23 protein-coding genes and 3 pseudogenes are annotated in these 26703 nt (G+C 60.2%); 5 read left to right on the top strand and 21 right to left on the bottom strand.

What is annotated here, in order from left to right:
* Window positions 1-135 precede the first annotated feature (135 nt).
* From BG841_RS05950 to BG841_RS17305, 11 genes and pseudogenes are all read right to left on the bottom strand, one after another.
* Entirely contained in the window at window positions 136-1251 is a 1116-nt protein-coding gene (locus BG841_RS05950) for a C4-dicarboxylate TRAP transporter substrate-binding protein (RefSeq protein ID WP_070056817.1), read from the bottom strand.
* Window positions 1252-1378: 127 nt separating this feature from the next.
* The gene (locus tag BG841_RS05955) at window positions 1379-3097 is read right to left on the bottom strand and encodes an FAD-dependent oxidoreductase (protein WP_070056818.1); all 1719 of its coding nucleotides are present in this window, start codon (window positions 3095-3097) and stop codon (window positions 1379-1381) included.
* Window positions 3084-3875 (bottom strand): SDR family NAD(P)-dependent oxidoreductase, encoded by a 792-nt coding sequence (locus BG841_RS05960; RefSeq protein ID WP_070056819.1) that lies wholly within the window; start codon window positions 3873-3875, stop codon window positions 3084-3086. Before BG841_RS05960 ends, BG841_RS05955 begins: the two co-directional genes overlap by 14 nt.
* A gap of 10 nt (window positions 3876-3885) precedes the next feature.
* A complete protein-coding gene (locus tag BG841_RS05965; RefSeq protein WP_070056820.1) occupies window positions 3886-4623 on the bottom strand; it encodes an SDR family NAD(P)-dependent oxidoreductase in 738 nt (245 codons plus the stop codon).
* A 142-nt stretch (window positions 4624-4765) separates the two neighbouring features.
* Window positions 4766-5881, bottom strand: a complete 1116-nt coding sequence (locus tag BG841_RS05970; RefSeq protein ID WP_070056821.1) for a C4-dicarboxylate TRAP transporter substrate-binding protein — start codon at window positions 5879-5881, stop codon at window positions 4766-4768.
* 63 nt (window positions 5882-5944) lie between these two features.
* Window positions 5945-7243, bottom strand: a complete 1299-nt coding sequence (locus BG841_RS05975) for a TRAP transporter large permease (protein ID WP_070056822.1) — start codon at window positions 7241-7243, stop codon at window positions 5945-5947.
* Window positions 7244-7253: 10 nt separating this feature from the next.
* On the bottom strand, window positions 7254-7754 hold the full coding sequence (locus BG841_RS05980) for a TRAP transporter small permease subunit (protein WP_070056823.1): 501 nt from the start codon (window positions 7752-7754) through the stop codon (window positions 7254-7256).
* Between the two features lie 41 nt (window positions 7755-7795).
* Window positions 7796-8554, bottom strand: coding sequence for an SDR family NAD(P)-dependent oxidoreductase (locus BG841_RS05985; protein WP_070056824.1), 759 nt, complete (start codon window positions 8552-8554; stop codon window positions 7796-7798).
* A gap of 238 nt (window positions 8555-8792) precedes the next feature.
* Window positions 8793-8924 carry a hypothetical protein gene (locus BG841_RS17540; RefSeq protein WP_265733883.1) on the bottom strand — a complete coding sequence of 44 codons (132 nt, stop codon included), beginning with the start codon at window positions 8922-8924 and terminating at the stop codon, window positions 8793-8795.
* Between the two features lie 277 nt (window positions 8925-9201).
* Window positions 9202-10538: pseudogene (locus BG841_RS16705) on the bottom strand (2-oxo acid dehydrogenase subunit E2).
* Between the two features lie 2 nt (window positions 10539-10540).
* Window positions 10541-11095 (bottom strand): annotated as a pseudogene (locus BG841_RS17305) (transketolase-like TK C-terminal-containing protein); the annotation flags it as partial.
* 358 nt (window positions 11096-11453) lie between these two features.
* On the opposite strand from BG841_RS17305, the pseudogene BG841_RS06015 reads away from it, so the two are divergent.
* A pseudogene (locus BG841_RS06015) lies at window positions 11454-11936 on the top strand (acetyl-CoA C-acyltransferase); the annotation flags it as partial.
* A 32-nt stretch (window positions 11937-11968) separates the two neighbouring features.
* Complete coding sequence (locus BG841_RS06020) at window positions 11969-12739, top strand: SDR family NAD(P)-dependent oxidoreductase (RefSeq protein WP_070056830.1); 771 nt, start codon at window positions 11969-11971, stop codon at window positions 12737-12739.
* Here BG841_RS06020 and BG841_RS06025 read toward each other — a convergent pair.
* From BG841_RS06025 to BG841_RS06035, 3 genes are all read right to left on the bottom strand, one after another.
* The gene (locus tag BG841_RS06025; protein WP_070056831.1) at window positions 12699-13202 is read right to left on the bottom strand and encodes a hypothetical protein; all 504 of its coding nucleotides are present in this window, start codon (window positions 13200-13202) and stop codon (window positions 12699-12701) included. The two genes, BG841_RS06020 and BG841_RS06025, sit on opposite strands and share 41 nt — an antisense overlap.
* Window positions 13203-13237: 35 nt before the next feature.
* Entirely contained in the window at window positions 13238-14152 is a 915-nt protein-coding gene (gene folE2, locus BG841_RS06030) for a GTP cyclohydrolase FolE2 (protein WP_070056832.1), read from the bottom strand.
* Window positions 14153-14271: 119 nt separating this feature from the next.
* Window positions 14272-15189 carry a zinc ABC transporter substrate-binding protein gene (locus BG841_RS06035; RefSeq protein WP_070056833.1) on the bottom strand — a complete coding sequence of 306 codons (918 nt, stop codon included), beginning with the start codon at window positions 15187-15189 and terminating at the stop codon, window positions 14272-14274.
* A gap of 162 nt (window positions 15190-15351) precedes the next feature.
* On the opposite strand from BG841_RS06035, the gene BG841_RS06040 reads away from it, so the two are divergent.
* The 3 genes from BG841_RS06040 to BG841_RS06050 are packed head-to-tail and all read left to right on the top strand — an operon-like array spanning window position 15352 to window position 18259.
* Entirely contained in the window at window positions 15352-16083 is a 732-nt protein-coding gene (locus tag BG841_RS06040; RefSeq protein ID WP_070056834.1) for a metal ABC transporter ATP-binding protein, read from the top strand.
* A complete protein-coding gene (locus tag BG841_RS06045; protein WP_070056835.1) occupies window positions 16083-16922 on the top strand; it encodes a metal ABC transporter permease in 840 nt (279 codons plus the stop codon). The genes BG841_RS06040 and BG841_RS06045 overlap by 1 nt, the downstream gene beginning before the upstream one ends.
* Before the next feature lie 8 nt (window positions 16923-16930).
* Window positions 16931-18259, top strand: coding sequence for a peptidoglycan DD-metalloendopeptidase family protein (locus tag BG841_RS06050; protein ID WP_083260192.1), 1329 nt, complete (start codon window positions 16931-16933; stop codon window positions 18257-18259).
* Between the two features lie 35 nt (window positions 18260-18294).
* On the opposite strand, the gene arsJ is transcribed toward BG841_RS06050, so the two are convergent.
* From arsJ to BG841_RS06085, 7 genes are all read right to left on the bottom strand, one after another.
* Complete coding sequence (gene arsJ, locus BG841_RS06055) at window positions 18295-19524, bottom strand: organoarsenical effux MFS transporter ArsJ (RefSeq protein WP_070056836.1); 1230 nt, start codon at window positions 19522-19524, stop codon at window positions 18295-18297.
* Window positions 19525-20526: an ArsJ-associated glyceraldehyde-3-phosphate dehydrogenase gene (locus tag BG841_RS06060; protein ID WP_070056837.1), complete on the bottom strand. Its 1002-nt coding sequence runs from the start codon at window positions 20524-20526 to the stop codon at window positions 19525-19527. It lies immediately after the preceding gene.
* 140 nt (window positions 20527-20666) lie between these two features.
* Window positions 20667-21686 (bottom strand): ACR3 family arsenite efflux transporter, encoded by a 1020-nt coding sequence (gene arsB, locus BG841_RS06065; RefSeq protein ID WP_070056838.1) that lies wholly within the window; start codon window positions 21684-21686, stop codon window positions 20667-20669.
* A 61-nt stretch (window positions 21687-21747) separates the two neighbouring features.
* Window positions 21748-22539, bottom strand: a complete 792-nt coding sequence (locus BG841_RS17600; RefSeq protein ID WP_070056839.1) for a metalloregulator ArsR/SmtB family transcription factor — start codon at window positions 22537-22539, stop codon at window positions 21748-21750.
* A 323-nt stretch (window positions 22540-22862) separates the two neighbouring features.
* The gene (gene glmS, locus BG841_RS06075) at window positions 22863-24695 is read right to left on the bottom strand and encodes a glutamine--fructose-6-phosphate transaminase (isomerizing) (RefSeq protein ID WP_070056840.1); all 1833 of its coding nucleotides are present in this window, start codon (window positions 24693-24695) and stop codon (window positions 22863-22865) included.
* A gap of 74 nt (window positions 24696-24769) precedes the next feature.
* The gene (gene glmU / locus BG841_RS06080) at window positions 24770-26137 is read right to left on the bottom strand and encodes a bifunctional UDP-N-acetylglucosamine diphosphorylase/glucosamine-1-phosphate N-acetyltransferase GlmU (protein WP_070056841.1); all 1368 of its coding nucleotides are present in this window, start codon (window positions 26135-26137) and stop codon (window positions 24770-24772) included.
* 142 nt (window positions 26138-26279) lie between these two features.
* Complete coding sequence (locus tag BG841_RS06085; RefSeq protein WP_070056842.1) at window positions 26280-26702, bottom strand: F0F1 ATP synthase subunit epsilon; 423 nt, start codon at window positions 26700-26702, stop codon at window positions 26280-26282.
* Window position 26703 lies beyond the last annotated feature (1 nt).

Genomic DNA, 26703 nt, shown 5'->3' on the forward strand with positions numbered 1-26703 from the left:
CTAAGCCGGGAGACCGTGCCCTTTTTTTTGGATACTACGGTCCCGGAAAGCGACGCACGAACCGGGTCAAACGGAAGGGAAACAGGAAAGGGAAACACCCCGAAGATGACTCAGCGTCTTCGGGGGTATGGCACCTCAGATGCCGTAGGTCTTTTCGTCGATCTGGACGAAAATTTCGTCATGAATCAGTTTCGTTAGCGCATCAACGTTACTGCGGTCGATGTCGACCAGCAGCCCCTGCCACTTTTCCATCAACTTCAGGTATTCCTGTGCCACGTCGGTAGGGTCAGGGATACGGCGCTCGACCTCGGTCCGTTTCGGGTAGGTTTCGACAATGTTGGCGCGAAACTCGGCGAGGGCATCGACTAGACTCTGATCCGGCTCATTGAATCGGGTACCACGAGCCCGGGTTTTAGCCAGTGAATCGTTAACCTCAGCCTCGTAGTTAATTTGCTTCACGGCAATCGCCCGGGCGGTCACGTCCAGAATCAGACGACGATTGTCGGGACCTATATCACGCCAAAAATCCTGGTTGTAGACATAGGTCATGCCCAGCGAGGTGCCCTGATCGAGCAGGGTCAAACTGCGCGCAACTTCCCCGAGTTTGGGGCCATTCTCAAGATTAGTCGCGTCCCCCAAGGTGCACTCAATCGAGCCCCGCTCAAGCCCCGAATAGATGTCGGTACTGGGGACTGAAACGGGCACCGCCCCCAGCGAACTGATCCATTCATTTTGCGCCGTCCCCGCTGTGCGCACTTTTATACCGCGAATATCGTTGGTGCTGACCACATCCGACATACACGCGGCCAGATAAACCGGGGTCGAATAGGCACCAAGGGTGACGGTGTTATGCTGCGCATACTCGCTCTGGAATCGCGGGTTAGTCATCGCCAATTCGGTGAACGCCAGCGCCGTCGCCATTGGGTCCGTGGCGGTGAAGGCCAGATCGTTGATCAGACCCGACAGAGGCAAGGCGGAGGGCGTATAGGCCGCGGCCACTAGACCCAGCTGGGCCACACCATCTCCCACGCCGCTCAGTGTGGTTTTTGCGGGCACCAGCGCCCCAGACGTATACAGTTCAAAATCTACGCGGCCGTCGGTCGCTGATTTGATCGCCTCCAAGTAGGGCACATACGCGTATTCGGTCAGTACATGACTGGGCTCAAGCCAGGTGGTTGCCTGATAGTTAGTCGCTTGAGTGGCGGTGGCGAATGCCAGTAGTGAGACGGCGGAAAACACTGTTTTTCTCATTATATGATGCCTTTTTTAGAGTAAGCACGTAGTTGTTTTAATCATTTTTGATTAGCGAAATGCTACCGCTATGGCGCGTCAGACGCGTCATAGCTCAGTAGGTCCGCTTGGTATCCCCGTTTCTGCGTTAATTGCGCTCCTTTGCCGCCGTCTGACCGACGATATAGCCAAACGTCAGTGCGGGGCCCAGCGTAATTCCCGGCCCGGGATACGAACCCGACATGATCGAGTTCGCGTCGTTGCCACAGGCGTACAGCCCGGGAATGACCTGACCCTGATAGTCCTTCACCTCGCCCTGTGCCGTGACATCGAGTCCCATGGAGGTGCCGATATCCCCCGCAAAAATTTCGATCGCATAGAAGGGACCTTCCAGGGCTCTCAAACAGGGGTTGGGGGTGTTCTCTGGGTCGCCGAGATAGCGCTGATAGCTGGTCGAGCCTTTGCCGAACGCCGGGTCCTCGCCCCGCACCGCGGCGGCGTTGAACTCGGCCACCGTAGTGGCCAGTCCTTGGGGGGCAATCCCGCACTGGCTCGCCAGTCCTTCCAGAGTGGTATCGCGTTTCAGATAACCGCTGTCGATATGCTTGCCAATCCGCGCCGGATAGGCATGCGCGGCCCCCAGCCCGTAGAGACGCATAGCGCGCTGATCGGCAATCAGCCAGGCCGAGTGTTGGCCACTGTCCATCAATTTAGCGATCAGGCCCTGCCCAAAGTCATGGTAGCTGGACGCTTCATTCACGAAGCGCTGGCCGTCATGACCGACCGCTATGACCCCGGGTTTGGCTCGATCCAAAAACAGATGCGGGAATGGCCGCACCGAGTCGTCTTTATTGCGCAGCAGCGACACCGGCGTCCAGAAGCCGCCGTTGGTGTTGCTGTCGACGAAGGCCGCACCCACCGCTTCGGCCGCGTTGATGGCGCCTCCGGTGGACGCGGACGGCGACATCGAGTAATGCGGCAGCCCGTGGCGGGCGTGTTCGAAAGTGACAGCGCGGCGGGCGGCATTTTGTGGGTAGCCGCCTGCGGACAGCACCACCCCGTGGCTTGCCTCGATGCGCCGTAGCCCCTTGGGCGTCTTGACCTCAGCGGCGTGCACCCGACCGTTCTCGTCCTGATCCAGTTTGATCAGCTCATGGTCGGTCAGCACCGGGATGTTCAGTGTAAATACGGTTTCGGCCAGACAGCCGGAGACTGCCGCGCCCATCACCAGACGCGTATTGCGACGCCAGGTCAAGCGATCTAGGACGTACTTGGCAATGGTTTTGGTGGCATAGACCGCCGATTCCAGCGACTTCGTCAAGCGCAGAAAGTGGAAAATGTCCGGCCGCCCCAAAGGCATGCCCCCCAGAATGGTGAAGTCGGCGATGGGCGGGCGCATCCGGTAGAGTTCTTTGCCCAGTTTTTTGCCGTCATAATCCAGCGCGTCCAGGACCCGGCCCCCTTCGGCCGCGCCCTCGGCGTCCGAATGGTAATCGGGAGACAGTTCGCGGTAGGACATTTTCAGCGCTGTCTTCTCATGGAAGAAACCGATCGCCTCCGGGCCCTTGGCGAGAAACGCATCCACCAGTTCGGCATTGAACCCGTCGCCGATCATATTCTGCAGGTACTGCCGGGCGGATTCGGGGGTGTCCTGCACCCCGTCGGCGGCGGCAATCGGGTTGCAAGGCACCCAGATGGCGCCCCCGGAGACGGCGGTGGAGCCTCCGAACACCCCGGCTTTTTCAATAATGACCGGTTTGAGCCCATGATGGTGAGCGGATATGGCGGCGGCCATGCCGGCCGCGCCTGAGCCAACGACCAGAAGGTCGCAGCGCTCGGGCAGGTCGGGGCGATCAATTCGACGCATGAATGGCCTCTTCACGTGGATATCGACCCATCGCCCAGCCACCGTCTACCGCCAACACCTGACCGGTGATAAAGGCGGCTTCTTCCGACGCCAGGAAGCGCACCGCGCGCGCAACATCATCGGGTTGACCGGCCCGTCGCAGGGGCGCGCCTTCGATCATCACTTGGCGACGCCAGGCCTCGGTGCGAATACGCTCGGCTGTTAGCGGGGTTTCGATGAGCCCGGGGGCCACGGCGTTCACACGGATGCCGTTGGGGCCGAAGTCATTGGCCATCTGCCGGGTCAGCCCGATGACGGCCGCCTTGGAGGCGGAATAGCCACACGAATTCTGGGCGCCGATCTCTCCGAAGATGGACGCAGTGTTGACGATGGAGCCCCCGCCCGACTGCATCATGCGAGTAACCGCCCAACGGGACAGCCGAAACAGACCCAACACGTTGATCTCGTAAAAGCGGGTGAAATCTTCGTCGCTGGTATCCACGGCGTGGGCACCCCGTGCCACACCCGCGTTGTTGACCAGAATATCGACCTGCAACCCTATTTCGTCGAGGGCGGCTTCGATCTGCTGCGGCAGGGTTTCGTCCGTCACATCCCCTTGGACGGCGATCACTCCCGGGTGGGCCTCAGCCATCGCATCGATCCCCGTGTTGTCCCGGTCCACTGCGACAACGCGGGCACCTACCGCCAGCAGGGCTTCACTGATGGCCGCGCCTATGCCTTGTCCCGCGCCGGTCACAATGGCGGTACGGTCCGACAGGTCTTTGAGTTGAAGCTTCATCACAATCTCCTTAAAAGGTTGCAGAACCGCCTACCGAACGGCCACCATCCACCACCAGAATCTGGCCGGTGATGTAGTCAGCACGAGCATCGACAAAAAAGGCAACCGCGTGCGCAATATGCTCAGGGGTTCCGAGCTTTCCGGTTGGTTGTTGAACGCGCAGCCCCTCAAGTCCCTCCGCGCGCTCCAGCAGCATGTCGGTCGCAATGACACCGGGGGCAATAGCGTTCACGGTGATGTGGTTCTCCGCCAGTTCAAGGGCCAGAGCTTTGGTGAGGCCCACCACACCGGCTTTTGACGCCACGTAATGGGCGCAGTTGCGGGCCCCGAACGCAGCGCGGGAGGCCAGATTCACGATGCGTCCCCCCTCCGGCAAAACCCGCGACGCCTGCTGACAAAGGGTGAACATGGCCACCAGATTGACCTCGTTCATGGTGCGCAGGTCATCGGTGGTCAGTTCGTCGAAATCACGGGTGTTGAAAATGCCCGCGTTGTTCACCAGCACGCGCAGATTTTCCGTTTCGCTGATGAGTGCCTGTGTGTCCGCTTCGTTGGTGATGTCCATGACGACTGCACGTGCGGTGTAACCGGCGTCGGTCAGCAGGCGCACCGTTTCCTGAGCGCATTCGGCGGTCCGGTCGACCACAACTATGTCATGGCCCTCCAGGGCCAATCGCTGGGCGACCGCACGGCCAATGCCGGAGCCTGCGCCGGTCACAATGGCGGTCGATGGGGGTAAATCTGGCATGATGTCTTCGCCTTTGATTGTCGTTGTCGCTCCCGCTGGCCCGCGAACACCGTGTCCGGGGGGGCAAAAGGAGAGCTGGGGCTGAATCTGGAGTCTAAATCGGTCCCCCTTGGGCGTGAGCGTACCCACGGAGCCCGGTGGCTCAAAGTCCGTAGCTGTGTTCGTCAATTTTGTCGAATATTTCTCGATGCATCAGGTTCGCGACCGCCTCGACGTCATTGCGGTCAACATCGTCCAGCAGGTCCTTCCACTTTTGTTCCAGTGTCAGGTACTCCTGCGCCACGTCACTCGGGTCAGCGATGCGACGTTCTTTGGCCGTGCGCTGAGGTGTTGTTGCCAGGGTTTGGGTGCGGAACGCGTCCAACGCATCGACCAGACTCTGGTCCGGCTGGTTGACGCTCACGCCGCGAGCCCGGGTCTTCTTCAGGGACGCCTCGACCTGCGTCTCATAGTTGATTTGCTTCACCGCAATCGCTTTGGCGGTGACATCCAGAATCCGGCGACGATTCTCGGCGCCGATGTCTCTCCAGAAATCCTGATTGAACACGTAGGACATGCCAATCGCTGTGCCCTGATCCAGCATGGTCAGGCTGCGAACTACCTCGCCGAGTTTGGGGCCATTTTCCAGATTGGTCGCGTCCAGCAGGGTGCAGTCTACCGAGCCACGCTCGAGACCGGAGTAGATGTCGGTGCTGGGCACTGCCACGGGCACCGCGTCCAGCGAACTTATCCATTCGTTTTGTGCCGTCCCTGCGGTGCGCACTTTCTTACCACGAATGTCGTCGGTGCTGAGCACATCCGACATACAGGCAATCAGGTACACCGGCGTCGAGTAGGCCCCCAGCGTTACCGTATTATGCTGGGTGTATTCTCGCTGGAAACGTTCGTTGGTCATGGACAATTCGGTGAAGGCGATGGCCGTCGCCAGGGCATCGGTGGCCGCGAATGCAAGATCCATAACCATCCCCGACAAGGGCAATTCAGACGGGGTGTAAGCCGCAGCCACCAGGCCGAGCTGGGCCACACCATCGCCCACGCTGCCCAGAGTGGTGCGCGCGGGCACCAGAGCCCCCGAAGTGTACAATTCGAAATTCACATCGTTTTCGGTGGCGGTTTGGATGTCCTCTAGATAGGGGACATAACCGTATTCGGTGAGCACATGGCCGGGCGTCAGCCAGGTAGTGGCTTGGTAGGTGGCGGCCTGAGAAAACGTTGTGATCGCGAGCAACGAGATGGCGGACAACAGTTTTGTTTTCATTGTTTGACTCCTCTGGTTAGTAAGCAGTATGCGATTTCGAATTGTTGGGTAACGAATCTGTCGTTACATCAAACCGGGTAGCCACAGGGTAATCATCGGGAACATCAGCAGGAGAGCGAGAGTGATCAGATCAATCACCACAAACCAGCTGACGCCTCTGAAAATTTCGCCCAGCCGGACCTGATTACCCAAAGCGGACTTGATGACGAAAACGTTCATGCCCATGGGCGGGGTCATCAATCCGATTTCCAGCAGTTTCACCACAATGATGGCGAACCAGATCAAGTTGACGTCGTGAGCCCCCAGCAGTGGCCCTAGAATAGGCAGGGTCAACAGCATGATGGAGATCGACTCCAGAAACGCGCCCAGAACCACCAGCAGCACACAGATCAGCAGCAACAATTGCCAGGTTTCAAACCCGACGAAGGCACCGATCACCCAGTCCGGGATGGTGGCCAGGCCGATAAAGCGGGAAAACAGCGCCGCCCCCAACACCACGATGAAAATCTCAGCGGATGCCGCTGCCGTGCTGATCGCAGTTTTTTTGAGGATGGCGAAGCTCATCTGCCGACGCAGCAGCGCAAGCAACAGGGCGAGGAACGCGCCGGCGGCACCCGCCTCAGTGGGCGTGACGATACCCGTAAAGATGCCTCCCATGACCGCTGCAATGAGCAGGGGCAAGGGCCACGCATCGGCGATCAGCGCGCGTTTTTCCTCTGCGCTGACATCGAACTTGGTCTTGGGGGCGAGATCAGGGTTGATGATGCAGCGGACAGTGATCAACGCGATGAACATAACCGCGGTCAGAATACCGGGAATAATGCCGGCAATGAACAGCGCATTAATCGGAGTATTGAGGATGATCCCGAATACGATCATCAGCACCGACGGCGGAATCAACGCGCCCAGCGTGCCCGCGGCAGCGACACTGCCGGTCGCCAGTCCCTTGTTGTAGCCCGCGTTCAGCATCTCCGGAGAGGAGATGCGGGAAAACGCTGCGGCCGTAGCCACGGACGACCCCGAGGCCGAAGCAAACAAACCGGCCCCGACCACAGTGGAGGAGGCGAGCCCTCCCGGCAACCAGTTCAACAACACGCGTGCGGCCCCAAACAGCCCCCGCGACAGTCCGGCCTCGACGGCGATGAAGCTCATCAACAAAAACATGGGGATAGCCGACAGATTCCAATCCCCGATCAGGTTGTAGGGGATTGCGCGGGTCACCCCCGCGGCGACATTCCAGCCCATCATGACCCAAATGCCGAAAAACGCCGTAGCACCCATCGCCGCGCCGATCGGCACACGAATTCCGATTAACCCGAGGACAATGGCGATACCAATAAAACCTATTTCGATGCGTTCCATGATACGCCCTTCACAGTTCGTGCGATTGTTCGTGACCGTTACTATTTGGGTCGCGGCCAAAAATTTTGAAAATCAGGACCAGGCATGCGACGGCCAACCCTAGGGGCAGGAGAAATTTGGCAGGCCAAATCGTGATTCGCCACAGGCCGTCCACCGTCTCGCTGACCCGGTACGCGCGCTGGGCCATTTCCCATGACAACCACCCGAAACCAACATAAAACACCAGGGTCACGATCTGTCCGATCTTGCGCATCAATCGCTGTGCGACGGGGCCCACATGGTCGTAAACCAGGTCTACGGAGATCGCGGTGCCGCGCGCCTCCACGTAAGCCAGCGAAAGGAACACTGTCGCAATCATGTAATAATTCGCGACCACCTCGGCGGTGCTTGGAACTGGCTGGTTAAAGAGGTATTTCCCCAAAACGTCGGCCATGATGTGGACCATCATCAGCGCCACCGCCGTTCCGGCCAACACACCCAGCACATGCGTAAGATATCTAATGCCGTTCATAGTTGTTTCTCCCGTTCACACAGCAGAATGAGCGCTTGGCCCTATTGCATCCGATAGCCACCGTTCACGTCGACCACCGCGCCCGTGATGTAACTGGCGTCCGGTCCAATGAGAAACGAAATGGCGCCGGCCACGTCTTCCGGTGTGCCGATCCGGTTCAAAGGAATGTTGGCGCTGACTTGAGCGTCGTTGCGGGTGTCTAAGGATTGCCTCAGCATGGGCGCATCGATGAGCCCGGGAGCGACGGCGTTGACGGTGATACCAAGGGGCGCAGCTTCACGGGCGCCGGCCTTGATCAGTGCCATGACGGCACCTTTGGAGGCAATGTAGGCGGAACTGGAACGGTAGCCACCCAGCTGCGCGGCGACGGACGAAAAGCCAATGAAACGGCCGTTGCTGATCGGGTGGCGGGTTGCACTGCGAAGGTATTCCCGCAGCAGGAGAAAAGTGCCGGTTGAGTTTACATTCTGGGTCAACTGCCAGTCGCCCAGGGTGATGCTGGTGAGCGGGGGACGGTCGCCGTCAGGACCAAAGAGCAGAATGCCCGCTGCGGCCACCACGTGGGCAATGGGCGCGCCCAAAGACTCTGCGTCGGAAAACGTCGCCTGAACCGATTCTTCCTGGGTGATGTCCAGCGTCGTCGCACGATGGCCTTCCCCGGGAAGCTGACTGACAACGTCTTGCACCGCATCCATATCAAGGTCAGCCGCCAGAACGCCAAACCCATCGGCAGCCAGACGCTCACATACCGCTCGCCCAATTCCCCCGGCAGCACCGGTAACCAGTACGACTACACTCATAAATCAACCCTTTTTGAATTTATTCTGTGGCTATAGTATCCAAAACGACCACTAGTTCAACATATAATTGCCAAAAAAGGAGATATTGGATGCACAGGATACAAATTGGATTCAAACTGTCTTGTGGCACCTCCGATCGCACTGCCCTGGAAATCGAGAATTTACAATTTTTACGGCGGACTGATGATCATTTTTTAAAGGGAAACTGATAGGTAAGAGGACCGATACGGCGCACCCCTCAGCGCTCCAGCGACTCCAGCCAGAACTGCGAGAGCTGAGCACGAATCCGTGCTTCCATGCGCGGGATCAGTTGATCACGATGGTGCGGCAACGCTTTGCTGGCGTTCACCGACCGGTTCTTAAACGACATGATCCCAATGCTAATGATCTGCTAAAAATCGAAGGTGACCAATCAGCGCCAATATTCCTGCGCCGAACTGATCTTCCACACGCTTTCGCGCGCCAGCCCATGCACGTCCCCCGTGAAACCGCCAATACGCTCGCGGAACAGGCCATTAACCGCCCTCTATGGCCCAGCCTGGAACAAGAGACACCCTGACCTGCGTCTGTTTGCCTGCACCTGCGTCACGCCCACACGTCCTTACATACAGACTCAGAAAACCATTTAAAACCAGAAGCTTGAAAAATTAGTACAACGAGAGCCCAAGGGACAGCAACGCTAAGCCAAGAATGCCAGCGCGGACATTGATGGATTGGCGTCTGAAAAGCAAAGGGTTATCGCACCCGGCGGCGGCACCATCCAAAACACGATGATCCCAACTCAGGCTCATGGGCAAGATCAACCGTGGCTCCGCGGCTTCGCCATTCCAGACCAGTTGGTGCCGGGCTTGTGAAACGCCTAGGATGGCAACTTCGGGTGCATTGATAATCGGCGTAAAATACGTGCCACCGATACCTCCCAGAGAAGAAACGGTGAAACAACCGCCGTTCATGTCGGCAGAACTCAGTTTGCCCTCCCGCGCCTGTGCGGCGAGCTCACGAACCTCCTGGGCAATGGCGAGAATTCCCTTTCTATCTGCATTCTTGACCACAGGCACCACGAGGCCTTGGGGGGTGTCGGCGGCGAAGCCGATATGGTAGTAACCTTTCAGGATGACTTCCTCGCCATCCAGACTTGCATTGAATTCCGAAATTTCTGCAAGGCCACCACGCTGGCTTTAATCAACATGGCCAGCAGGGTGACCTTTACCCCGTCCTGCGCATGCTCCCCGTTCAACTGCACACGAAAGTCTTCCAGCTCCGTGATATCGGCATCTTCATGGTTGGTAACGTGAGGGATGGTCACCCAGTTGCGATGCAGATTTGCCCCGCTGATTTTGCGAATACGCGGCAATTCCCGCCGCTCAATCGGACCGAATTGCTCAAAATCCACTTTCGGCCAGGGCAGCAGCCCCGGAAATCCAGTGCTGGCATGCTCCGTCGCTGGAGCCGGCGCCCGGCCCGACATCAACTCTTTGACGTAGGCAAAGACATCGTCTTTGGTGATGCGACCCTTGACGCCGGTTCCAGTGACATTGGCCAAGGGCACCTCCAGTTCGCGCGCCAGTTTGCGAATGGAAGGGGACGCATAGGGCAATCCTTTGGCCGCGCCAGCCGCGCCTGAATCCGGTTGGCTGATAATGTCCGGTTGCAGTGGGGACTGGTCACGGGACTGTCGCTTGGGTACCGAGGGTTCTTCGGACACACCCATATCGATCTCGGAGATGGGGACGGGGGCTTCCTCCGCAATCGCCAACATTGCAATCAGATCGCCTTGGCTGATTCTGCTACCCATTTCGACCTTGATTTCTTTTATCAGTCCAGCTTGAGGTGCGGGAATCTCCATGGTCGCCTTGTCGGTCTCCACCGTGATAAGCCCCTGTTCCGTTTTTACCGACTCCCCCGGCTGAACCATCAACTCGATGACTTCAACATTTTCGGCACCACCGATATCAGGAACCCGCACGTTTATCATTGCACTCATTTTCACGCCTCCCAGGATGGTGTCGCGTCGACATCCACGCCGTATTTTTCGATCGCCTCCGCACACATCTGGGGGCCGACCACCCCCTGTTGCGCGAGGGCAGCAAGGGTCGCGATAGCAATATGTCGCTGATCCACTTCAAAAAAGTCCCGCAGTGCGGCCCGCGTATCGCTGCGACCGTAGCCGTCGGTGCCGAGCACGGTATAACCGGGCTGGATATAGGACGCGATCAGCTGAGGAAGTGCGCGCACTTAATCTGAAGCGGCCACAACCGGGATGTCACCGTTGAGGCATTCGCTGACATGACTCCGCCGCTGCTCCCCGACCGGGTGCAAGCGATTCCAGCGCTCAACGTCGCGCGCGTCCCGTGCCAGCTCGGTGTAGCTGGTCACACTCCAGATTTCAGACTCAATCTCCCAGTCGTTGGCTAACAGCTCGGCAGCCGCAAGCACTTCCAGCATGATCGTGCCGGAGCCTAACAAACGGGCTTTACCGCGGGGCTGATCCGGTACACGGGAGCTGAAGTGGTACATGCCCTTGATGATGGCCTCATTGACGTTGCCCTTTACCCAGCTCGTCGTAAACCTTGTTGGCACGAACTACCATGGCAAGCGCATTCCAGCGCATGATAGAAGCCAGACGTTCTTTAATCGCAAGATACCCGGGGAAGGACGTCTGTTCGTCCGCAGATATTATATTGACGCACGGTGTCCCATGGCACTGGCGTAGCCGGAGTGCCTAGGCTCGTTATTACCGGCAAAGCTGCACCGCCCGCAGGCCATTCGATGGCTGGTATGCTGACCATTAAATCCAAACCTACCTGCCCGACACCCGCTCAGACGGCGATTGAGCGACCACTCCTCACGGAACTGGCGGCTGAGGCACCGCGCAAACGGGTTACGCTGGTTACCGCGCCGGCCGGTGATTGAGGGAGGTTCTATCACCGCTGGTAATGCCAGTCAGTTGTCCGACGGGGCCTCTGCCTGTGTCATCATGGAACGGACACTCGCGGAACAGCGGGGCTTGCAACCACTGGGCGTTTACCGGGGCATAGCCGTCGCCGGCCTGGCCCCTGAAGAAACGGGGATAGGCCCGGTGCTTGCTGCGCCCAAGCTGCTTAAACAGCATGGCCTCTAAGTGGATGACGCTGGACTGTGGGAACTCAATGAGGCGTTTACGTGCCAGATCAGCTATTGCCGCGACACCCTCGGCATCGATAACGATCGCCTCAACGTCAACGGCGGTGCCATCTCCATTGGCCACCCTTACGGAATGAGTGGCGCACGGATGGTCGGGCACGCGCTCCCGGAAGGTCAACGCCGTAAGGTCAGGTACGTGGTGGTGACCATGTGGGTGGGTGGCGGCATGGGCGCCGCCGGGTTGTTTGACGTCTGTTAACCACCTGTGAGCCAGACAAAAGGGTACCGAACATGGACAACTGTTTTTCACTGCACAACAAGGTCGCGCTGGTCACCGGGGCGTCCAGCGGGCTGGGCCAACACTTTGCCAGGGTACTGGCCAGAGGGGGGGCCGCGGTAGTGGTGGCGGCTCGCCGTCAGGACCGGCTGGACGCCCTGGTGGCAGACATCGCCGCGGACGGCGGTACCGCACTCGCCGTACCGATGGACGTCACCGATGCCGCATCCATCGTCGCCGCTTTTGACCGGGCAGAGGCGCAGCTGGGCACGGTGGACGTCATTGTCAATAATGCGGGTATTGGCGATCCCCGGGCCTTTCTCGACACCAGCGAAGCGGCCTGGGATACGATGATGGACACCAATCTGAAAAGCGCCTGGCGGATTGCTCAGGAGGCCAGCAAGCGACTGATTGCAAAGGACCAGCCCGGCTGCATCATCAATATTGCCTCCATTCTGGGGCTGCGGGTGGCCGCCCGGCTCAGTCACTACGCGGTGGCCAAAGCCGGTGTCGTACAGCTGACCAAGGCGCTCAGCATCGAGTTGGCGCGCTACAAGATACGGGTCAACAGCATAGCGCCGGGGTATTTCAAGACCGAAATGAACAGCGAGTTCTTTGATGCCGACGCCGGTAAAAACTATATCAAACAGCAAGTGCCCATGCGCCGATTAGGCACTCTGGACGAGCTGAGCGGGCCGTTGCTGCTGCTAGCCAGTGACGCCGGTTCGTACATGACCGGCTCGGTCATCGTGGTGGACGGCGGGCATAGCAACAACCCGCTGTGATCGTAACGTGACCGCCAGAACAACCCAGTAGCTCTGGCGGATACACCGGCGTGCCCGTGGCCTCCAAAATGCCGGTGACCGTAACGGGAGTGTCTGTGTGGTTCGAAATACTGGTGCGGCCACCGGCCAGATTCAGAGGCTCCCCCCGGCCATAGCGGAAATGCGCGATGAATGCCTGCTCGGTGGCGACTACCCGATAGCCCTTGTAACTGTCACCCCGTGAGATGGGAATCAACCAGTCGATGCGCTTGTCCTTTTGGAGCGCCTGGAAAGTCGGCCACCGAAGGTTGTTGGTAGCGTCGCCGATATGAAACACCGTGTACAACAGCAAATTGAGTTGGCCACTGCGGGTACCAATAATCAGGTCCGTGTCACTGATGGTGTTAGAAAAGGACTGCTCGACCTCGGTGCGCAGATAATGAGGGCCTCGTCCATTGTTCGCCGGCGCCTGACGACTTGCCATGCCGGGTGTTGGGGCTTGACTGGCTCTCCTGAGCGTTACATTGCAACGACAGAACATGCACCGGCGGATGCCACGGCATCATGGGAGTGCAGGCTTTCCAGATGGCGGACGTGGGTATGGAGGTTGTCGTAACAGCCCGCAAGGGCGTGCTGGATGCGCCGCGCGGCGTCCTCCACGTACATCAGATTCTGACCGTTCAGCCGGGCAAATTCCTGCTCATCCGCTCGCTTGACGGCGGTCTGCACCGGTGTTGCCAGAACCCTCTCCACCTGTTCAATGAGCGTCATCAGGCCGAAATTCCCCTTGGTGACGGGAATATCGACACTGACCGAGGCTTCACTGCGCTGGCTGTGGGGGGTGGCAAGCGTGGCATTCTGTTCCAGCCAAGCGGCCACATCCGCACTCATCAGCCCGCGACCTGCAGGGAAAGCCTTCCTGAATCCATCAGCCACCAATTGCCGGGACAAGGCGGCCGAGCAGGGACAGGTCGAGGAATACTCCACCTGAACCGACGCTCGCAAAGAGAACAACTGCCGCTCCAACCTTGCCTCCAGCCGGACCGGGTAGGCCTTCCAGCCTGCCAGCTCCGGTGAGCGCAGTGCCGGGCGCCTGGCGAGGAGACTGAAATTCATCACCACCCTCGCACCATCGGTGTCACAGTCGCGGTGACTGTCAACCATCTGTGCCAGAAGCCTGTTGAGATCCCCGGGGCCTGTCGCCTCCCGGCGAGACAGGTCATCGAGCATCGTATAGATCCGCGACATGTGAATGCCCTTGACCGTCACCGCAGGCAAATTAACCTGAGCGTCCACAATGGCATGCACAGGCCCCGCGCAACCGGGTTCGTGCAGATGAAGGGGCATATCAATCCGGCTCATCCCGACCCACTCCAGCGGGGCGTGGATGTGCGGGGTTTCATTACGGGCTACATCCGGTAGGTCTTGGTTCATGCTAAGCCTGCTTTGGTTGGTTCAAAGTAGAGCCACTCTCACGTTTTCTGGTCAGGCCAGGGGCTGTGCATACCTCTTCCACGGCCCGCACAGACCCCAGCGACTGACTCACCTGTTACTTACGAGCGGCATTGCTCAAGGCTGGCCATCAAGCTGTTCAGCAACTGCGGGTAAAAGCCCTTGCCAGGCTCGATGGCCACACCCAGCGGATCCAGAATGCCGGTGGTGGTCACCTCGGAACCTTCAAAGACGGTTTTGATCAGACCGGGATTGAACTGCGGCTCGCTGTAGGCGCAGGTCACCTCGAGTTCTTTTGCCATGGTCTGAATCTCCCGAATGCGGGCCGGGCTCGGATCAGAGGCATCCGACAGCGAAATCGCGCCGGCGACTGGCAACCCAAAACGACGCTCAAAGTATTGGTAGGCATCATGGAAAACGATCACCCGGATGCCCTCGAGGCGCTGGGCACGCTCGTTCAGTGAGGCCGTCAGCTCATCCATGGCGTCAGCAAAAGCCCGGGCGTTCTGGCGGTAGACGTTGGCATTGGCTGAGTCCGCCCCGGAAAGCACCTGGGCAATCTGCGCGGCCCATACTTTTGCATTCATGGGGTCCAGCCAGGCATGGGGGTCATAGTCTCCATGGTGGTGATGTTCATCATCACCGTGGTCGTGCTCCTCGAAGTTGGCACCTTCCCGGTATTCGTGCTTGACCGTCGCCGACAGCTCCAGCATCTCCACCTTGGTTGCCGAACCGGCAAGATTGGCCAGCGGGTTCTCCAGCCAGGGTGTCAGTTCTTCGCTGATCCAGAACACCACCTCAGCCTCAGCAAGGGCTCCGGCTTCAGACGGCCTGAGTGAATAACTGTGTGGCGACGCCTCCGGCTGAATCAACAGTTTGGGCTCGCCAACGCCACTCATCACTTCGCTCACGATGGAGTGCAGCGGCGCGATATCGACCACCACTCGGGGCGCGGCAGCCCAGCTGTAAACGGGTAAAAGGCAGAGCGTTAATCCTGCGAACAAGATCGGACGGACCATCGGAATCTCCTGGACGGTTTTGGGGGTTGCAGCGTCGGTGTAGGTGACGCAAGAATCGTTATGTTATAACATACTTCGTATTTTGAGAACCCGTCGGCGGCCAGGCCTTAACCCAGCGGCCGGCGGCCAAGCGGGTGACCGCCGTCGATACAGGAGCTTTAAATGCTGATTCAAACCCGCAACCTGTGCGTGCAGATTGGCAAGGTGCCGATCTTGCGCAATATTGACCTTCAGGTGCAGTGCGGCGAAATCGTGACCATCATTGGCCCCAACGGGTCGGGCAAGTCCACCTTGCTGAGGACGCTCATCGGCGCCCTGACCCCGTCCACGGGCCAGATCATCCGTGCGCCCGGACTGTCGATCGGGTATGTGCCCCAACGACTGTACATCGACGACACCCTGCCCATGACGGTCAAGCGTTTTCTGCAATTGCCCCAGCGGGCACCGGCCGCCGCCATCCAGTCCAGCCTGGCCAATGCCGGCGTGCCCGACCTGCAGGACCAGCAACTGATGTCCTTGTCGGGGGGCCAGCTGCAGAGACTCTTGCTGGCCAGAGCGCTGCTGGCCGAGCCCAATCTGCTGCTGCTTGATGAACCGACCCAGGGGTTGGATCGGCGCGGCTCGGCCGATTTCTATCGGCAAATAGACCGGCTCAGGCAGGCGTTGAATTGCGCGGTGATCATGGTCAGCCATGACTTGCAGGTGGTGATGCGCCGGTCCGAGCGGGTGATCTGCCTGAACGGCCATATCCGTTGCCAGGGTCAACCGGCCGAGGTCGGCCGCTCTGCGGAGTTTCGTGCGTTGTTCGGGATTGAAGACGATGAGGACGCACTGGCGCTGTATAACCACCGGGAGCACAGCCACTGCGCTGGTGCCATGCGGGAGGCCGGGTGATGCTGGATGACTTCCTGATCAGGGCGGCGCTGGCCGGCGTTGGGGTGTCACTGGCCGCCGCGCCTCTGGGCTGCTTCATTGTGTGGCGGCGCATGGCCTATTTCGGCGACGCCACCGCCCACGCGGCCATGCTGGGCGTGGCCCTGTCGCTGACCTTGTCCACGCCCATTTTTGCCGGGGTGCTGCTCATCTCCCTGCTGATGGCGGTGACCGTCTCGACCCTGAGCGGGCGGGGCTATGCCATGGATACGCTGCTGGGTGTCATGGCCCACTCTGCGCTGGCCGTGGGGCTGGTCGCCGTGTCGTTTCTGTCTGGCGTGCGCATCAATCTGATGGCCTATCTGTTCGGCGATATCCTTGCGGTTGGCAGGACCGACCTGGCCATCATCTGGGGCGGCGCCTTGCTGGTGCTTGTGCTGGTCGGTTATCGCTGGTCCGCCCTGCTGCTGTCGACCCTGAGCCCGGATCTGGCGCTGGCCAGCGGTATTTCGCCGCGCCGGGAACAGCTGGTGCTGACCATCGCGCTGGCCATTGTGGTGGCGGTGTCTATTAAGGTGGTGGGCGTACTCCTTATTGCCTCCATGCTGATCATACCGGCCGCCAGCGCCCGCCGCTTCAGCCGAACGCCGGAAGCCATGGCCCTGATGGCCGCCGTCATTGGCGCCTGTGCGAGCGTGTCCGGTTTGACGCTGTCCTACCACTTCGACTCGCCGACTGGCCCGACGATTGTCTGTGTTGTAGCCTTGTTGTTCGTCGTTTTGAATGCGGCCCATGCCGTCACCCGGCGCATGAGGGCGGCTCACGAGCACCCAACACCTTGTTTGGACCGTCAGGATTGATCCCCAAGATGAACCGATATCGCGCCTTTACAGCGCTCCATACACTCACGCTTGCAGTCTGCGCGGCCGTCCTGCTGGTAACCAGCCTGACCCCCTCAAAAGCCCGATCAACTCTGTCAGGCCCGGCGGCACCGGGAGTGGCAGACGGGGAGCACCCGGATTCAGGAAAACCGCCAGCCCAAGAGGCACGTGTCGAAGAAAACCGTCAGACAGCGGATCACGCGGCGGATAAAACCGTGGCGTGGCAGGTGCGGCCCGGAGATGCTCTGAGTCGCATCTTCCGTGCCCACCAGGCACCCCTGGAGGATCTGCAGCAAATTTTATTGGCAGACACCGAATACCTGTCGCTGGAAACCCTGAGGCCCGGAACCCGGCTCGACCTGACCTTTGATGGAGAGGATCGATTCACGGCGCTGACCCTGCACCTGGACCCGGCGCGAAAAGTCGTTTATACGCGGCAACAGGACGGATCCTTTGTGCACCAGGCCATCGAGGCCGACACCTATTGGGTAACCGAGGTGCTGCGGGGCACGATCAATGGCAGCTTTTACGCATCAGCCCTGCGGGCGGGCCTGAGCCGGGCACAGATTCTGTTGATCGATCAATTGCTGGGGCACGGGCTCAATTTTCGCAAAGACCTGCGCGCCGGCGACCAGTTCAGCGTAATCCTTGGTCATGAAATGACCGGCGAGCACAGTACCGGTAACACCCGGATCGACGCCATCTCGCTGGTGCGCAGCTCCAGAACCCACAACGCCTTCCGGTTTGATGACGGCAACTACTACAATGAACACGGTGAGAGCGTGACCCCCGCTTTCCTGCGCTGGCCCACCCAAAAGCCCTACCGCGTGAGTTCACACTTCAACCTGAACCGGTTACACCCGATCACCGGGCGCCGGGCGCCCCATAACGGTGTCGACTTCGCCACACCGGTAGGCACCCCGATCCTCAGCACCGGCGACGGCATTGTCCGGCGTGTTGGCAACCATCCGTATGCAGGGAAGTACATCGACATTGACCATGGCGGCACCTACACCACCCGCTACCTCCATCTCCACAAGATTCTGGTCCGCAGAGGCGTGCAGGTACAACGCGGTCAGCGCATTGCACTGTCGGGTAATACCGGACGCAGCACCGGCCCTCACCTGCATTTTGAATTCCACATCAACGGTCGCCCGGTTGATCCCCTGACCGCCGAGATTCCCACCGCCGCCGCCATCCCCCAGGCCGCCAGCGCGCGCTTTGCGGCACAACTCAGGGAAAGGCTGGCTGTTATGAAATACGCAGGCAGTCGGTCGGATCTGCTTACCGCCGAATCCCCCCCTTTATTCAATTGACGCCCTGTTGCGGGTCAGGCACCGCGGGCGACCGATCAAACCGCTGGTTGCAGGCGCGGCAGCTTGATCGAAATCAGGGTCGCCAGCAGCAGGAACACCAGGGAGATCCACAAACACGCCTGCAACCCGGCACTGCCCTGACCGGCCAGCTGAAACACCCAGCCCGACAGCAAGGTTCCGAGCAGGCGCCCCATGGCATTGGACATGTAGTAGAAACCCACGTCCAGCGAGACCCCGTCCCGGCCGGCATAGCTGACAATCAGGTAGCTGTGCAGCGAGGAGTTAACGGCAAACACCGCGCCAAACAACAGCAGGCCGCCGATCAGCACGGTGGCGGGGTCCAGCTCAAACAGCAGTCCCAGCGCGATCAGCCCCGGTAACAGGGTCAGCAACGCCGCCCAGCCGGTCGCAGCACGGCCGTCGGGAACCTTGCCCGCCGCCTTGCCGGTCAATTTCGGTGCCAGCGCCTGCACCAGGCCGTAGCCGATCACCCACAGGGCGAGAAAGCCACCGGTCTGGCTGTGGTTCCAGCCCAAGGTCTGCGCCAGAAACACCGGCAAGGCCACCACAAACCAGACATCCCGGGCACCGAACAGGAACATCCGCGCCGCCGACAGAATGTTGATGGCGGGGCTTTTGGAGAGAATGTCGCGGAATTTGGGTTTGTGTTGGGCCTTACCCAGCTCCGCTTTCAGCAGCACCAGACTCAACAGCCACACCAGCGCCAGGGCCGTGGCCATGGATGCCACGGCACCGGCAAACCCCAACCCCATCAACAAGGCCCCACCAAGAAAAAAGCCCGCGCCCTTGAGCGCGTTCTTGGAGCCGGTCAGAATCGCCACCCACTGATAGAGTTTGCCCTGCGCATCCGCCGGTACCAGCAGCTTGATCGAGCTTTTGGCGCTCATCTTGTTCAGGTCTTTGGCGATGCCGGACAGCGCCTGCGCCGCCATCACCCAGGGCACGGTCAGCCAGGCGGCGGGCACCAGCAACATGGCCAGGGCAGCCACCTGCAGCAGCAACCCCGCGTTCATGGTGCGGTTGAGGCCCAGATGAGCCCCCAACCAGCCCCCCAGCAGATTGGTGATCACCCCGAAGATTTCGTAGAACAGAAACAACAGCGCGATTTCCAGCGGTGCATAGCCCAAACCATGAAAGTGCAGCACCACCAGCATGCGCAGCGCGCCGTCGGTCAGGGTAAAGGCCCAGTAATTGCCGGTCACCACCAGATACTGACGGATGGCGGGGGTGAGCTGGCTCAGCATTTACGCGCGTCCCACCTTCAGTGCCAGCTCCGCGGTACGGTTGGCGTAGCCCCATTCGTTGTCGTACCAGGCGTAGATTTTTACCTGGGTGCCATGCACCACCAGGGTGGAGAGCGCATCGATGATGCTGGAGCGCGGATCCGTCTGGTAGTCGATCGACACCAGCGGGCGTTCTTCATAGCCCAGAATGCCACGCAGCTCCCCCCCGGCCGCAGCTTTCAGCAGGGCGTTGACCTCTTCCGCGGTGGTGGTTCGTTCGACTTCAAACACACAGTCGGTGATCGAGGCGTTAGCCAGCGGCACACGGATAGCGTGACCGTCCAACTTGCCCTGCAGTTCCGGAAAAATCCGGGTGATCGCGGTGGCCGAGCCGGTGGTGGTGGGGATCAGACTCAGGCCACAGGCACGGGCCCGGCGCAGATCCTTGTGGGGCGCATCCAGAATGGTCTGGGTGTTGGTGATACTGTGTATGGTGGTCATGGAGCCATGCCTGATGCCCAGCTGCTCGTGGATCACCTTGACCACCGGTGCCAGACAGTTGGTGGTGCAGGAGGCCGCGGTGACGATCGAATGCACTGCCGGGTCATACAGATGATCGTTGACCCCCATGACCACATCGAGCACCCCCTCTTCCTTCACCGGTGCGGTGACCACCACCCGTTTCACCCCCTGATCCAGATAGGCCTGGAGCACCTCTTGTGTCTTCATCTTGCCGGAGGCCTCAATCACCAGATCGCAGCCGGACCAATCGGTTGCTGCGATGGCCGTGTTGCGGCTGACCGTGGCCCGCCGGTCACCGATCTGCATTACTTCGCCGTCGGCCGTGGCCTCGTATTGCCAGCGTCCATGCACCGAATCGAAATTCAGCAGGTGTGCCAGGGTGGCCGCATCGCCGGCGGGGTCGTTGATGTGTACCAGCTCGACGTCCTTTTGTTCATAGAGCGCACGCAGGGTCAAACGCCCCATGCGGCCGAAACCGTTGATTCCGATTTTAATGGTCATGATATTGCTCCGGTTGATGATGGGCTGAGTTCAGAATACAGAAACCTTGGCCCAGTGGCTGCACGCCTTCGGCGGCAACGCCTGCATGGCCGCAGCCCACTCTTCAGGTGAGTGAGAGGTGACGGTCATAAGCGATCCTCTTAATGGGCATACCAGGGGCGCGTTTTATTGACGAAATACACCAGCGACAGCATGACTGGCACCTCCACCAACACGCCGACCACAGTCGCCAGGGCCGCACCCGAGTGCAAGCCGAACAGCGAGATTGCCACCGCCACCGCCAGCTCGAAGAAGTTGGAGGTGCCGATCATGCAGGCGGGAGCCGCCACCTTATGGGGCAGGCGCAACCACCAGGCGGCCGCGTAGGCGATCATGAAAATACCGTAGGTCTGGATCAGCAGTGGGATGGCGATCATGCCGATGGTCTGCGGCTGGGCCAGAATGGTTTCCGCCTGAAAACCGAACAGCAGCACCACCGTAGCCAGCAGGCCCAGAATCGACCAGGGCTTCAGGGTACGCAGAAGTCCGTCGAGTCTGGCGCCATCGCCGTTGCGCTCCATCCGGTGTCGCGTCCAGACCCCGGCGACCAGCGGCAGCACCACATAGAGCACCACCGACAGCAACAGGGTTTCCCAGGGCACATGGATATCGCTGACGCCCAACAGAAAGGCGGCAATCGGTGCAAACGCGAAAATCATGATGACGTCGTTCACCGAGACCTGCACCAGAGTGTAGTTGGCATCCCCCCGGGTCAGCTGGCTCCAGACGAACACCATGGCGGTACAGGGCGCCACACCCAGCAGGATCATGCCGGCGATGTACTCGCCGGCGGTTTGCGGATCCACCCAGTCGGCAAAAATCACGCGGAAGAACAGCCAGCCCAGCGCGGCCATGGTAAATGGCTTGATCAGCCAGTTAATAACCAGGGTCAGCACCAACCCCTTCGGCTTCTTGCCGACATCCTTGATCGAGCTGAAGTCGATCTGCACCATCATCGGGTAGATCATTACCCAGATAAGCACCGCCACCGCCAGATTGACGTGGGCAAACTCCAGCCGGGCAATCCCCCCAAAGAGCCCGGGAACCAGATTGCCCAATGTCACCCCGGCAAGCATACACAGGCCCACCCAAAGGGTGAGGTAACGTTCAAAAATCCCCATTTACTTCATACTCCCTCTGTGCAGGAAACGGCTTGACGGCCGTGTCGGTTGAGCGTTTGTATCAAAGGTCATGCACCGGCTCCTGGTCGCAGATGCTGCCCTGAGGTGAGGGGCGGCCAGGCATGGCGCTCAGGCGGGCCCGGGGGAGTTCCAGCAATGGCGTACTGTGCTCCAGCGTGGTTCGCAGGATGTCCCGCATCCAGTCGTTCAGCAGCGGATGAATGCGATAAAACACCCATTGCCCCTGGCGTCGATCCAGCAACAGGCCCACTTTGCGCAGTTGACCCAGATGCCTTGAAATCCTGGGCTGTGGCAACTCCAGTGCCGCCATCAGTTCACAGACACACAACTCCCCTTCCTGCTCGATTAGCAACAAACTCAGCAGACGGGTGTCATCGGCCAGGGATTTAAAAAAATCCACCGGTTGTATCGACTTCAGCTCTGACTTGACGTCCTTGCTGTTGACCCGCACAAACAGGCGTATCCGTTCACCAATGTCCTCCAGGGTGCGCGCAAACGCCTTGGGATCGCTACTGATTTTGGGGTCGGGGAAGTCCCACGCCATCACCACACCGCGGCCAGGCCAGTGCCGGCACTCCATGTGCGCCTTGTCGCACAAGCTGATCACGAAGTCGAAATGCTGATCCGCAAGACTCCCGATGGACTTGGACGCCAGTCCCGTAGTTGCCAGCCCGTAATCCTGCAACGCCTTCAGGGTACGCGGATCGATAACGGAAGGTTCGGTGCCGGCGCTGAACACCTCGAAACGGTCACTGGCCAGGTGGCGCAGCAAGGCTTCCGCCATCTGCGAACGAGCCGAATTGGCCGTACACACAAACAGTACCCGTTGCATTGCACCCTCTCCAAGCCACTTTTCGGTGACAATACATACCGAAAACGAGATATGCAATAAAACGAATATATTTTTTTTCGATTACAACAGTGCAGACGACGCCACGGATACTGGCAGGCCTGCGAGCGGCCAATGGCACGGCCAGAGAACAGGGCCAAGCTGGCCTGATCCCTGAACTTGACAAGGGGGTCGAGAAGCGAAAACAGTTCCGGATCGGAAAGGAAAAGAGACTAATGGAAGTCCCGGGGCCGGGCAGGCAGTGCGAACACCAGCCACCGACGGTTGACAGGTTCAACCTGAGCGATGGCCGGCGGGGGTGAGCGTTACTCCACCGTCACACTCTTGGCCAGATTGCGCGGCTGGTCCACATCGGTGCCTTTCAATACGGCGACGTGGTAGGACAGCAGCTGCAGCGGCAGGGTGTACACGATCGGTGCGGTGATGGGGTGCACCGAGGGGATTTCCAGCACGTGCAGGCCGGGCTCCGCCTTCACCTCGGCGGCCTGATCGGCGAACACGAACAGCTCGCCGCCGCGGGCGCGCACTTCTTCCATGTTGGACTTCAGCTTTTCCAGCATCTCGTTGTTGGGCGCCACGGTGACCACCGGCATGTCGCTGTCAACCAGCGCCAGCGGGCCGTGTTTGAGTTCACCGGCGGGGTAGGCTTCGGCGTGAATGTAGGAAATCTCCTTGAGTTTCAGCGCGCCTTCCTGGGCCACCGGGTACATGCTGCCCCGGCCCAGAAACAGACTGTGCACCTTGTCCATAAACGCCCGGCTCATCTCGGCGATGCGACCGTCCAGCGCCAGAGCGGCGGCGACCTGACCGGGCAGTTCATGCAGCGCCGCAACGATATCGGCTTCGGTGTCCTCGGACAGGCCGTTATGGCGGGCCAGCGCCAGGGTAAAGATCAGCAAGGCGGTGAGCTGGGTGGTGAACGCTTTGGTGGACGCCACGCCGATTTCCGGACCGGCCTGGGTCATGATCACCAGATCGGATTCGCGCACCAACGAACTGCCGGGCACGTTACAGATTGCCAAGGCCGCGCGGAACCCGGCCTGTTTGGCCTGCCGCAACGCGGCCAGGGTGTCGGCGGTTTCGCCGGACTGGGAAATGCACAGGAACAGGGTGTCCGGCTGGATCACGTGTTTGCGATAGCGGAACTCGGACGCCACTTCCACCGAACAGGGGATGCCGGCCAGCTCTTCGATCCAGTAACGGGCCACCATGCCGGCGTGGTAGCTGGTGCCGCAGGCGATGATCTGCACGTGCCGAACCTGTTCCAGCAGGCGCTCCGCAGCGGTCCCCAAGGCCTGTTCCAGCACGCGGTTGTGGGTCAGACGGCCGGCCATGGTGGCCTGAATCACCTGCGGCTGTTCGTAGATCTCCTTCAACATGAAGTGGCGGTATTCACCCTTGTCGGCCGCTTCAGTGCCATGCTCGAAGCGGTTGACCGGACGCTCACCGGGGCGGCCATCCCGATCCCACACGGTGACCCGGTCCTTGCGGATCTCGGCGACATCGCCTTCCTCCAGCACCATGAAACGGTCGGTCACCGGCAACAGCGCCAGCTGGTCGGAGGCAATGAAGTGCTCGCCGATGCCCACACCGATCACCAGCGGGCTGCCCTCCCGGCAGACAATCAGGTGTTCGGGTTCGTCGGCGTGCATCACCGCCAGGGCGTAGGCGCCCCGCAGCTGGCTGATGGCGGCCTTGACGGCTTCCAGCAAGGAGGTCGCAGTCTGCAGTTGTTGATGAATCAGATGGACGACCACTTCGGTGTCGGTCTGCGAGCTGAACTCATAGCCCGCCGCCCGCAGGGTCTCCCGCAGTTCCTGGTAGTTCTCAATGATGCCGTTGTGGACAATCGCCAGGCGCTCGCCGGACATGTGTGGGTGGGCGTTCACCCGGGAAGGCTCCCCGTGGGTGGCCCAGCGGGTATGGGCGATGCCGACCGTGCCGCTGCAGGGCGATTGCGCCACCGCGTCGGCCAGGGCCGCCACTTTGCCCACTTCCCGGGCCCGCTGGATGGCGCCATTGTTGCCGAGCACCGCCATACCGGCGGAGTCGTACCCGCGGTATTCCAGCCGCCGCAGGCCTTCCAGCAAGATTCCTTCCACATCCCGTTCCGAGACTGCGCCTACAATTCCACACATGTGCTGGTCACCTATTGCTGCAATTTCGTCTGTAAATTAGCCGGTTCCTGAGCCCGCTGCCCGGTAACGGACGGTCAGCTCTGTTTTTCAGGACGCTGCCAGTGCTGTATGTTGCGCTGGCGGCTGCGGGCCACGGCCAGTTCTTCCGCCTCAACGTCACGGGTCACTGTGGATCCGGCCCCCACCACCGCCCGTTCACCCACACTTACCGGTGCCACCAGCGCGGTATTGGAACCAATGAAACTGCCATCGCCCAGCCGGGTCTGATACTTGTTCACACCGTCGTAGTTGCAGGTAATGGTGCCGGCACCCACGTTCACCTCGGTGCCCAGGGTGGCGTCACCCACGTAACTGAGGTGATTGATTTTGCTGCCCGCGCCCACCACCGCTTGCTTGGTCTCGACAAAATTACCGATCTTGGTGCGATCCGCCAATTGGGTGCCGGGGCGCAACCGCGCAAAGGGCCCGATCTGGGCGTCACGGCCCACGCTGGCCCCGTCAATGACCGAGTGTGCATGAACCCGGGTCCCACTGCCAAGCCGGGCGTTGCGGATCACACACCCCGGGCCGATGCTGACACCGTCGGCCAGGGTGACCTCGCCTTCAAACACCGCGTTGACGTCAATGTACACATCGGCACCCACGGTGACCTGACCGCGCACATCGACCCGTTCAGGATCGGCCAGGGTGGCACCCTCCAGCATCAGCCGCTGGGCTTGCTGGCGTTGATACCAGCGCTCCAGCTCCGCCAGTTGCACCCGGTTGTTCACCCCCTGCACTTCGAAGCCGGTGTCCGGCTGGGCCACCTGAATGGCGACCTCATGGGCCGCGGCCATGGCGATCACATCGGTGAGGTAGTACTCCCCCTGAGCGTTGTTGTTACCCAGCTGAGGCAGCCAGGATTTCAACAGGCGCGCGTTTACCGCCAGAATGCCGGTGTTTACTTCGGTGATGCGCAGTTGCTCGGGGCTGGCGTCCTTCTGCTCCACAATGGCCACCACCGCACCGTCTTCAGCGCGCACAATGCGGCCGTAGCCGTCCGGGTTATCCAGAGTGACCGTCAATAAGGCCAGCGAGTGGTCACTGACTTGCGACACCAGCCGTTGCAGGGTGTCCGCTTTGATCAACGGGACATCACCGTACAGCACCAGCACCCGGGCGTCGTCGGGAATTGCCGGTAACGCCTGTGCCACCGCGTGGCCGGTGCCCAATTGCTGCTCCTGCAGCGCCCAGGTGACATCCGCCGCCGGGGTGGCCTGTTGCACCTGCTCGGCGCCGTGACCGATCACTCCGTGGATGCCTGCCGCCCCCAGGGCCCGGGCGGTATCGATCACATGGTGCAACATCGGTTTTCCGGCAACGGCGTGGAGCACTTTCGGCTGCAAGGATTTCATTCTGGAGCCCTGGCCGGCGGCCAGAACCACAACGTGTAAAGAACTCATATCAGTACAGTGCTCCTGCGCTCTGGAGTTACCCAAAAAAAACCGCAGCCTTTGTGATTCAGGCAGCCTGACATTCATCGGCTGGCGTACCTGACTCACAAAAGATGCGGTTGTGGTGAGAATACCCGTCACCCGTTAGGGTTTATCGCATTTTGCGACGCAGCTGTTGAATGGTGCGAAGCTGGGCAGCAGCTTCGGCCAGTTCAGCAGCGGCCCGTGAGTATTCAAATTCACCGGTCTTGTCGGCAAGCGCCTTCTCGGCCTCACGCTGGGCCTCCAACGCAGCCGCTTCGTCCACATCCTTGGCGCGAACAGCCGTGTCAGCCAGCAGCGTGACGAGGTTCGGCTGAACCTCCAGATAACCGCCGGAAACGTAGAGAATCTCTTCCTCACCGCCCTGCTTGATCACCCGCACGGGGCCGGGCTTCAGTTCGGTCAACAGCGGAGTGTGACCCGGGGCTATCCCCAGGTCTCCCTGTGAACCGGCCGCGATCAGCATTTCGATCAGTCCGGAATAGATTTTCTCTTCGGCACTTACCACATCACAATGCACGGTTATACCCATG

The organism is Marinobacter sp. X15-166B (genome assembly GCF_001752365.1).
GTDB lineage: Bacteria > Pseudomonadota > Gammaproteobacteria > Pseudomonadales > Oleiphilaceae > Marinobacter.

Excerpts from the sequence above, each read along its gene's own strand:
- BG841_RS05950 (WP_070056817.1), bottom strand. The coding sequence starts at position 1,251 with ATGAGAAAAACAGTGTTTTCCGCCGTCTCACTACTGGCATTCGCCACC.
- BG841_RS05955 (WP_070056818.1), bottom strand. The coding sequence starts at position 3,097 with ATGCGTCGAATTGATCGCCCCGACCTGCCCGAGCGCTGCGACCTTCTG.
- BG841_RS05960 (WP_070056819.1), bottom strand. The coding sequence starts at position 3,875 with ATGAAGCTTCAACTCAAAGACCTGTCGGACCGTACCGCCATTGTGACC.
- BG841_RS05965 (WP_070056820.1), bottom strand. The coding sequence starts at position 4,623 with ATGCCAGATTTACCCCCATCGACCGCCATTGTGACCGGCGCAGGCTCC.
- BG841_RS05970 (WP_070056821.1), bottom strand. The coding sequence starts at position 5,881 with ATGAAAACAAAACTGTTGTCCGCCATCTCGTTGCTCGCGATCACAACG.
- BG841_RS05975 (WP_070056822.1), bottom strand. The coding sequence starts at position 7,243 with ATGGAACGCATCGAAATAGGTTTTATTGGTATCGCCATTGTCCTCGGG.
- BG841_RS05980 (WP_070056823.1), bottom strand. The coding sequence starts at position 7,754 with ATGAACGGCATTAGATATCTTACGCATGTGCTGGGTGTGTTGGCCGGA.
- BG841_RS05985 (WP_070056824.1), bottom strand. The coding sequence starts at position 8,554 with ATGAGTGTAGTCGTACTGGTTACCGGTGCTGCCGGGGGAATTGGGCGA.
- BG841_RS17540 (WP_265733883.1), bottom strand. The coding sequence starts at position 8,924 with ATGTCGTTTAAGAACCGGTCGGTGAACGCCAGCAAAGCGTTGCCGCAC.
- BG841_RS06020 (WP_070056830.1), top strand. The coding sequence starts at position 11,969 with ATGGACAACTGTTTTTCACTGCACAACAAGGTCGCGCTGGTCACCGGG.
- BG841_RS06025 (WP_070056831.1), bottom strand. The coding sequence starts at position 13,202 with ATGGCAAGTCGTCAGGCGCCGGCGAACAATGGACGAGGCCCTCATTAT.
- folE2 (WP_070056832.1), bottom strand. The coding sequence starts at position 14,152 with ATGAACCAAGACCTACCGGATGTAGCCCGTAATGAAACCCCGCACATC.
- BG841_RS06035 (WP_070056833.1), bottom strand. The coding sequence starts at position 15,189 with ATGGTCCGTCCGATCTTGTTCGCAGGATTAACGCTCTGCCTTTTACCC.
- BG841_RS06040 (WP_070056834.1), top strand. The coding sequence starts at position 15,352 with ATGCTGATTCAAACCCGCAACCTGTGCGTGCAGATTGGCAAGGTGCCG.
- BG841_RS06045 (WP_070056835.1), top strand. The coding sequence starts at position 16,083 with ATGCTGGATGACTTCCTGATCAGGGCGGCGCTGGCCGGCGTTGGGGTG.
- BG841_RS06050 (WP_083260192.1), top strand. The coding sequence starts at position 16,931 with ATGAACCGATATCGCGCCTTTACAGCGCTCCATACACTCACGCTTGCA.
- arsJ (WP_070056836.1), bottom strand. The coding sequence starts at position 19,524 with ATGCTGAGCCAGCTCACCCCCGCCATCCGTCAGTATCTGGTGGTGACC.
- BG841_RS06060 (WP_070056837.1), bottom strand. The coding sequence starts at position 20,526 with ATGACCATTAAAATCGGAATCAACGGTTTCGGCCGCATGGGGCGTTTG.
- arsB (WP_070056838.1), bottom strand. The coding sequence starts at position 21,686 with ATGGGGATTTTTGAACGTTACCTCACCCTTTGGGTGGGCCTGTGTATG.
- BG841_RS17600 (WP_070056839.1), bottom strand. The coding sequence starts at position 22,539 with ATGCAACGGGTACTGTTTGTGTGTACGGCCAATTCGGCTCGTTCGCAG.
- glmS (WP_070056840.1), bottom strand. The coding sequence starts at position 24,695 with ATGTGTGGAATTGTAGGCGCAGTCTCGGAACGGGATGTGGAAGGAATC.
- glmU (WP_070056841.1), bottom strand. The coding sequence starts at position 26,137 with ATGAGTTCTTTACACGTTGTGGTTCTGGCCGCCGGCCAGGGCTCCAGA.
- BG841_RS06085 (WP_070056842.1), bottom strand. The coding sequence starts at position 26,702 with ATGGGTATAACCGTGCATTGTGATGTGGTAAGTGCCGAAGAGAAAATC.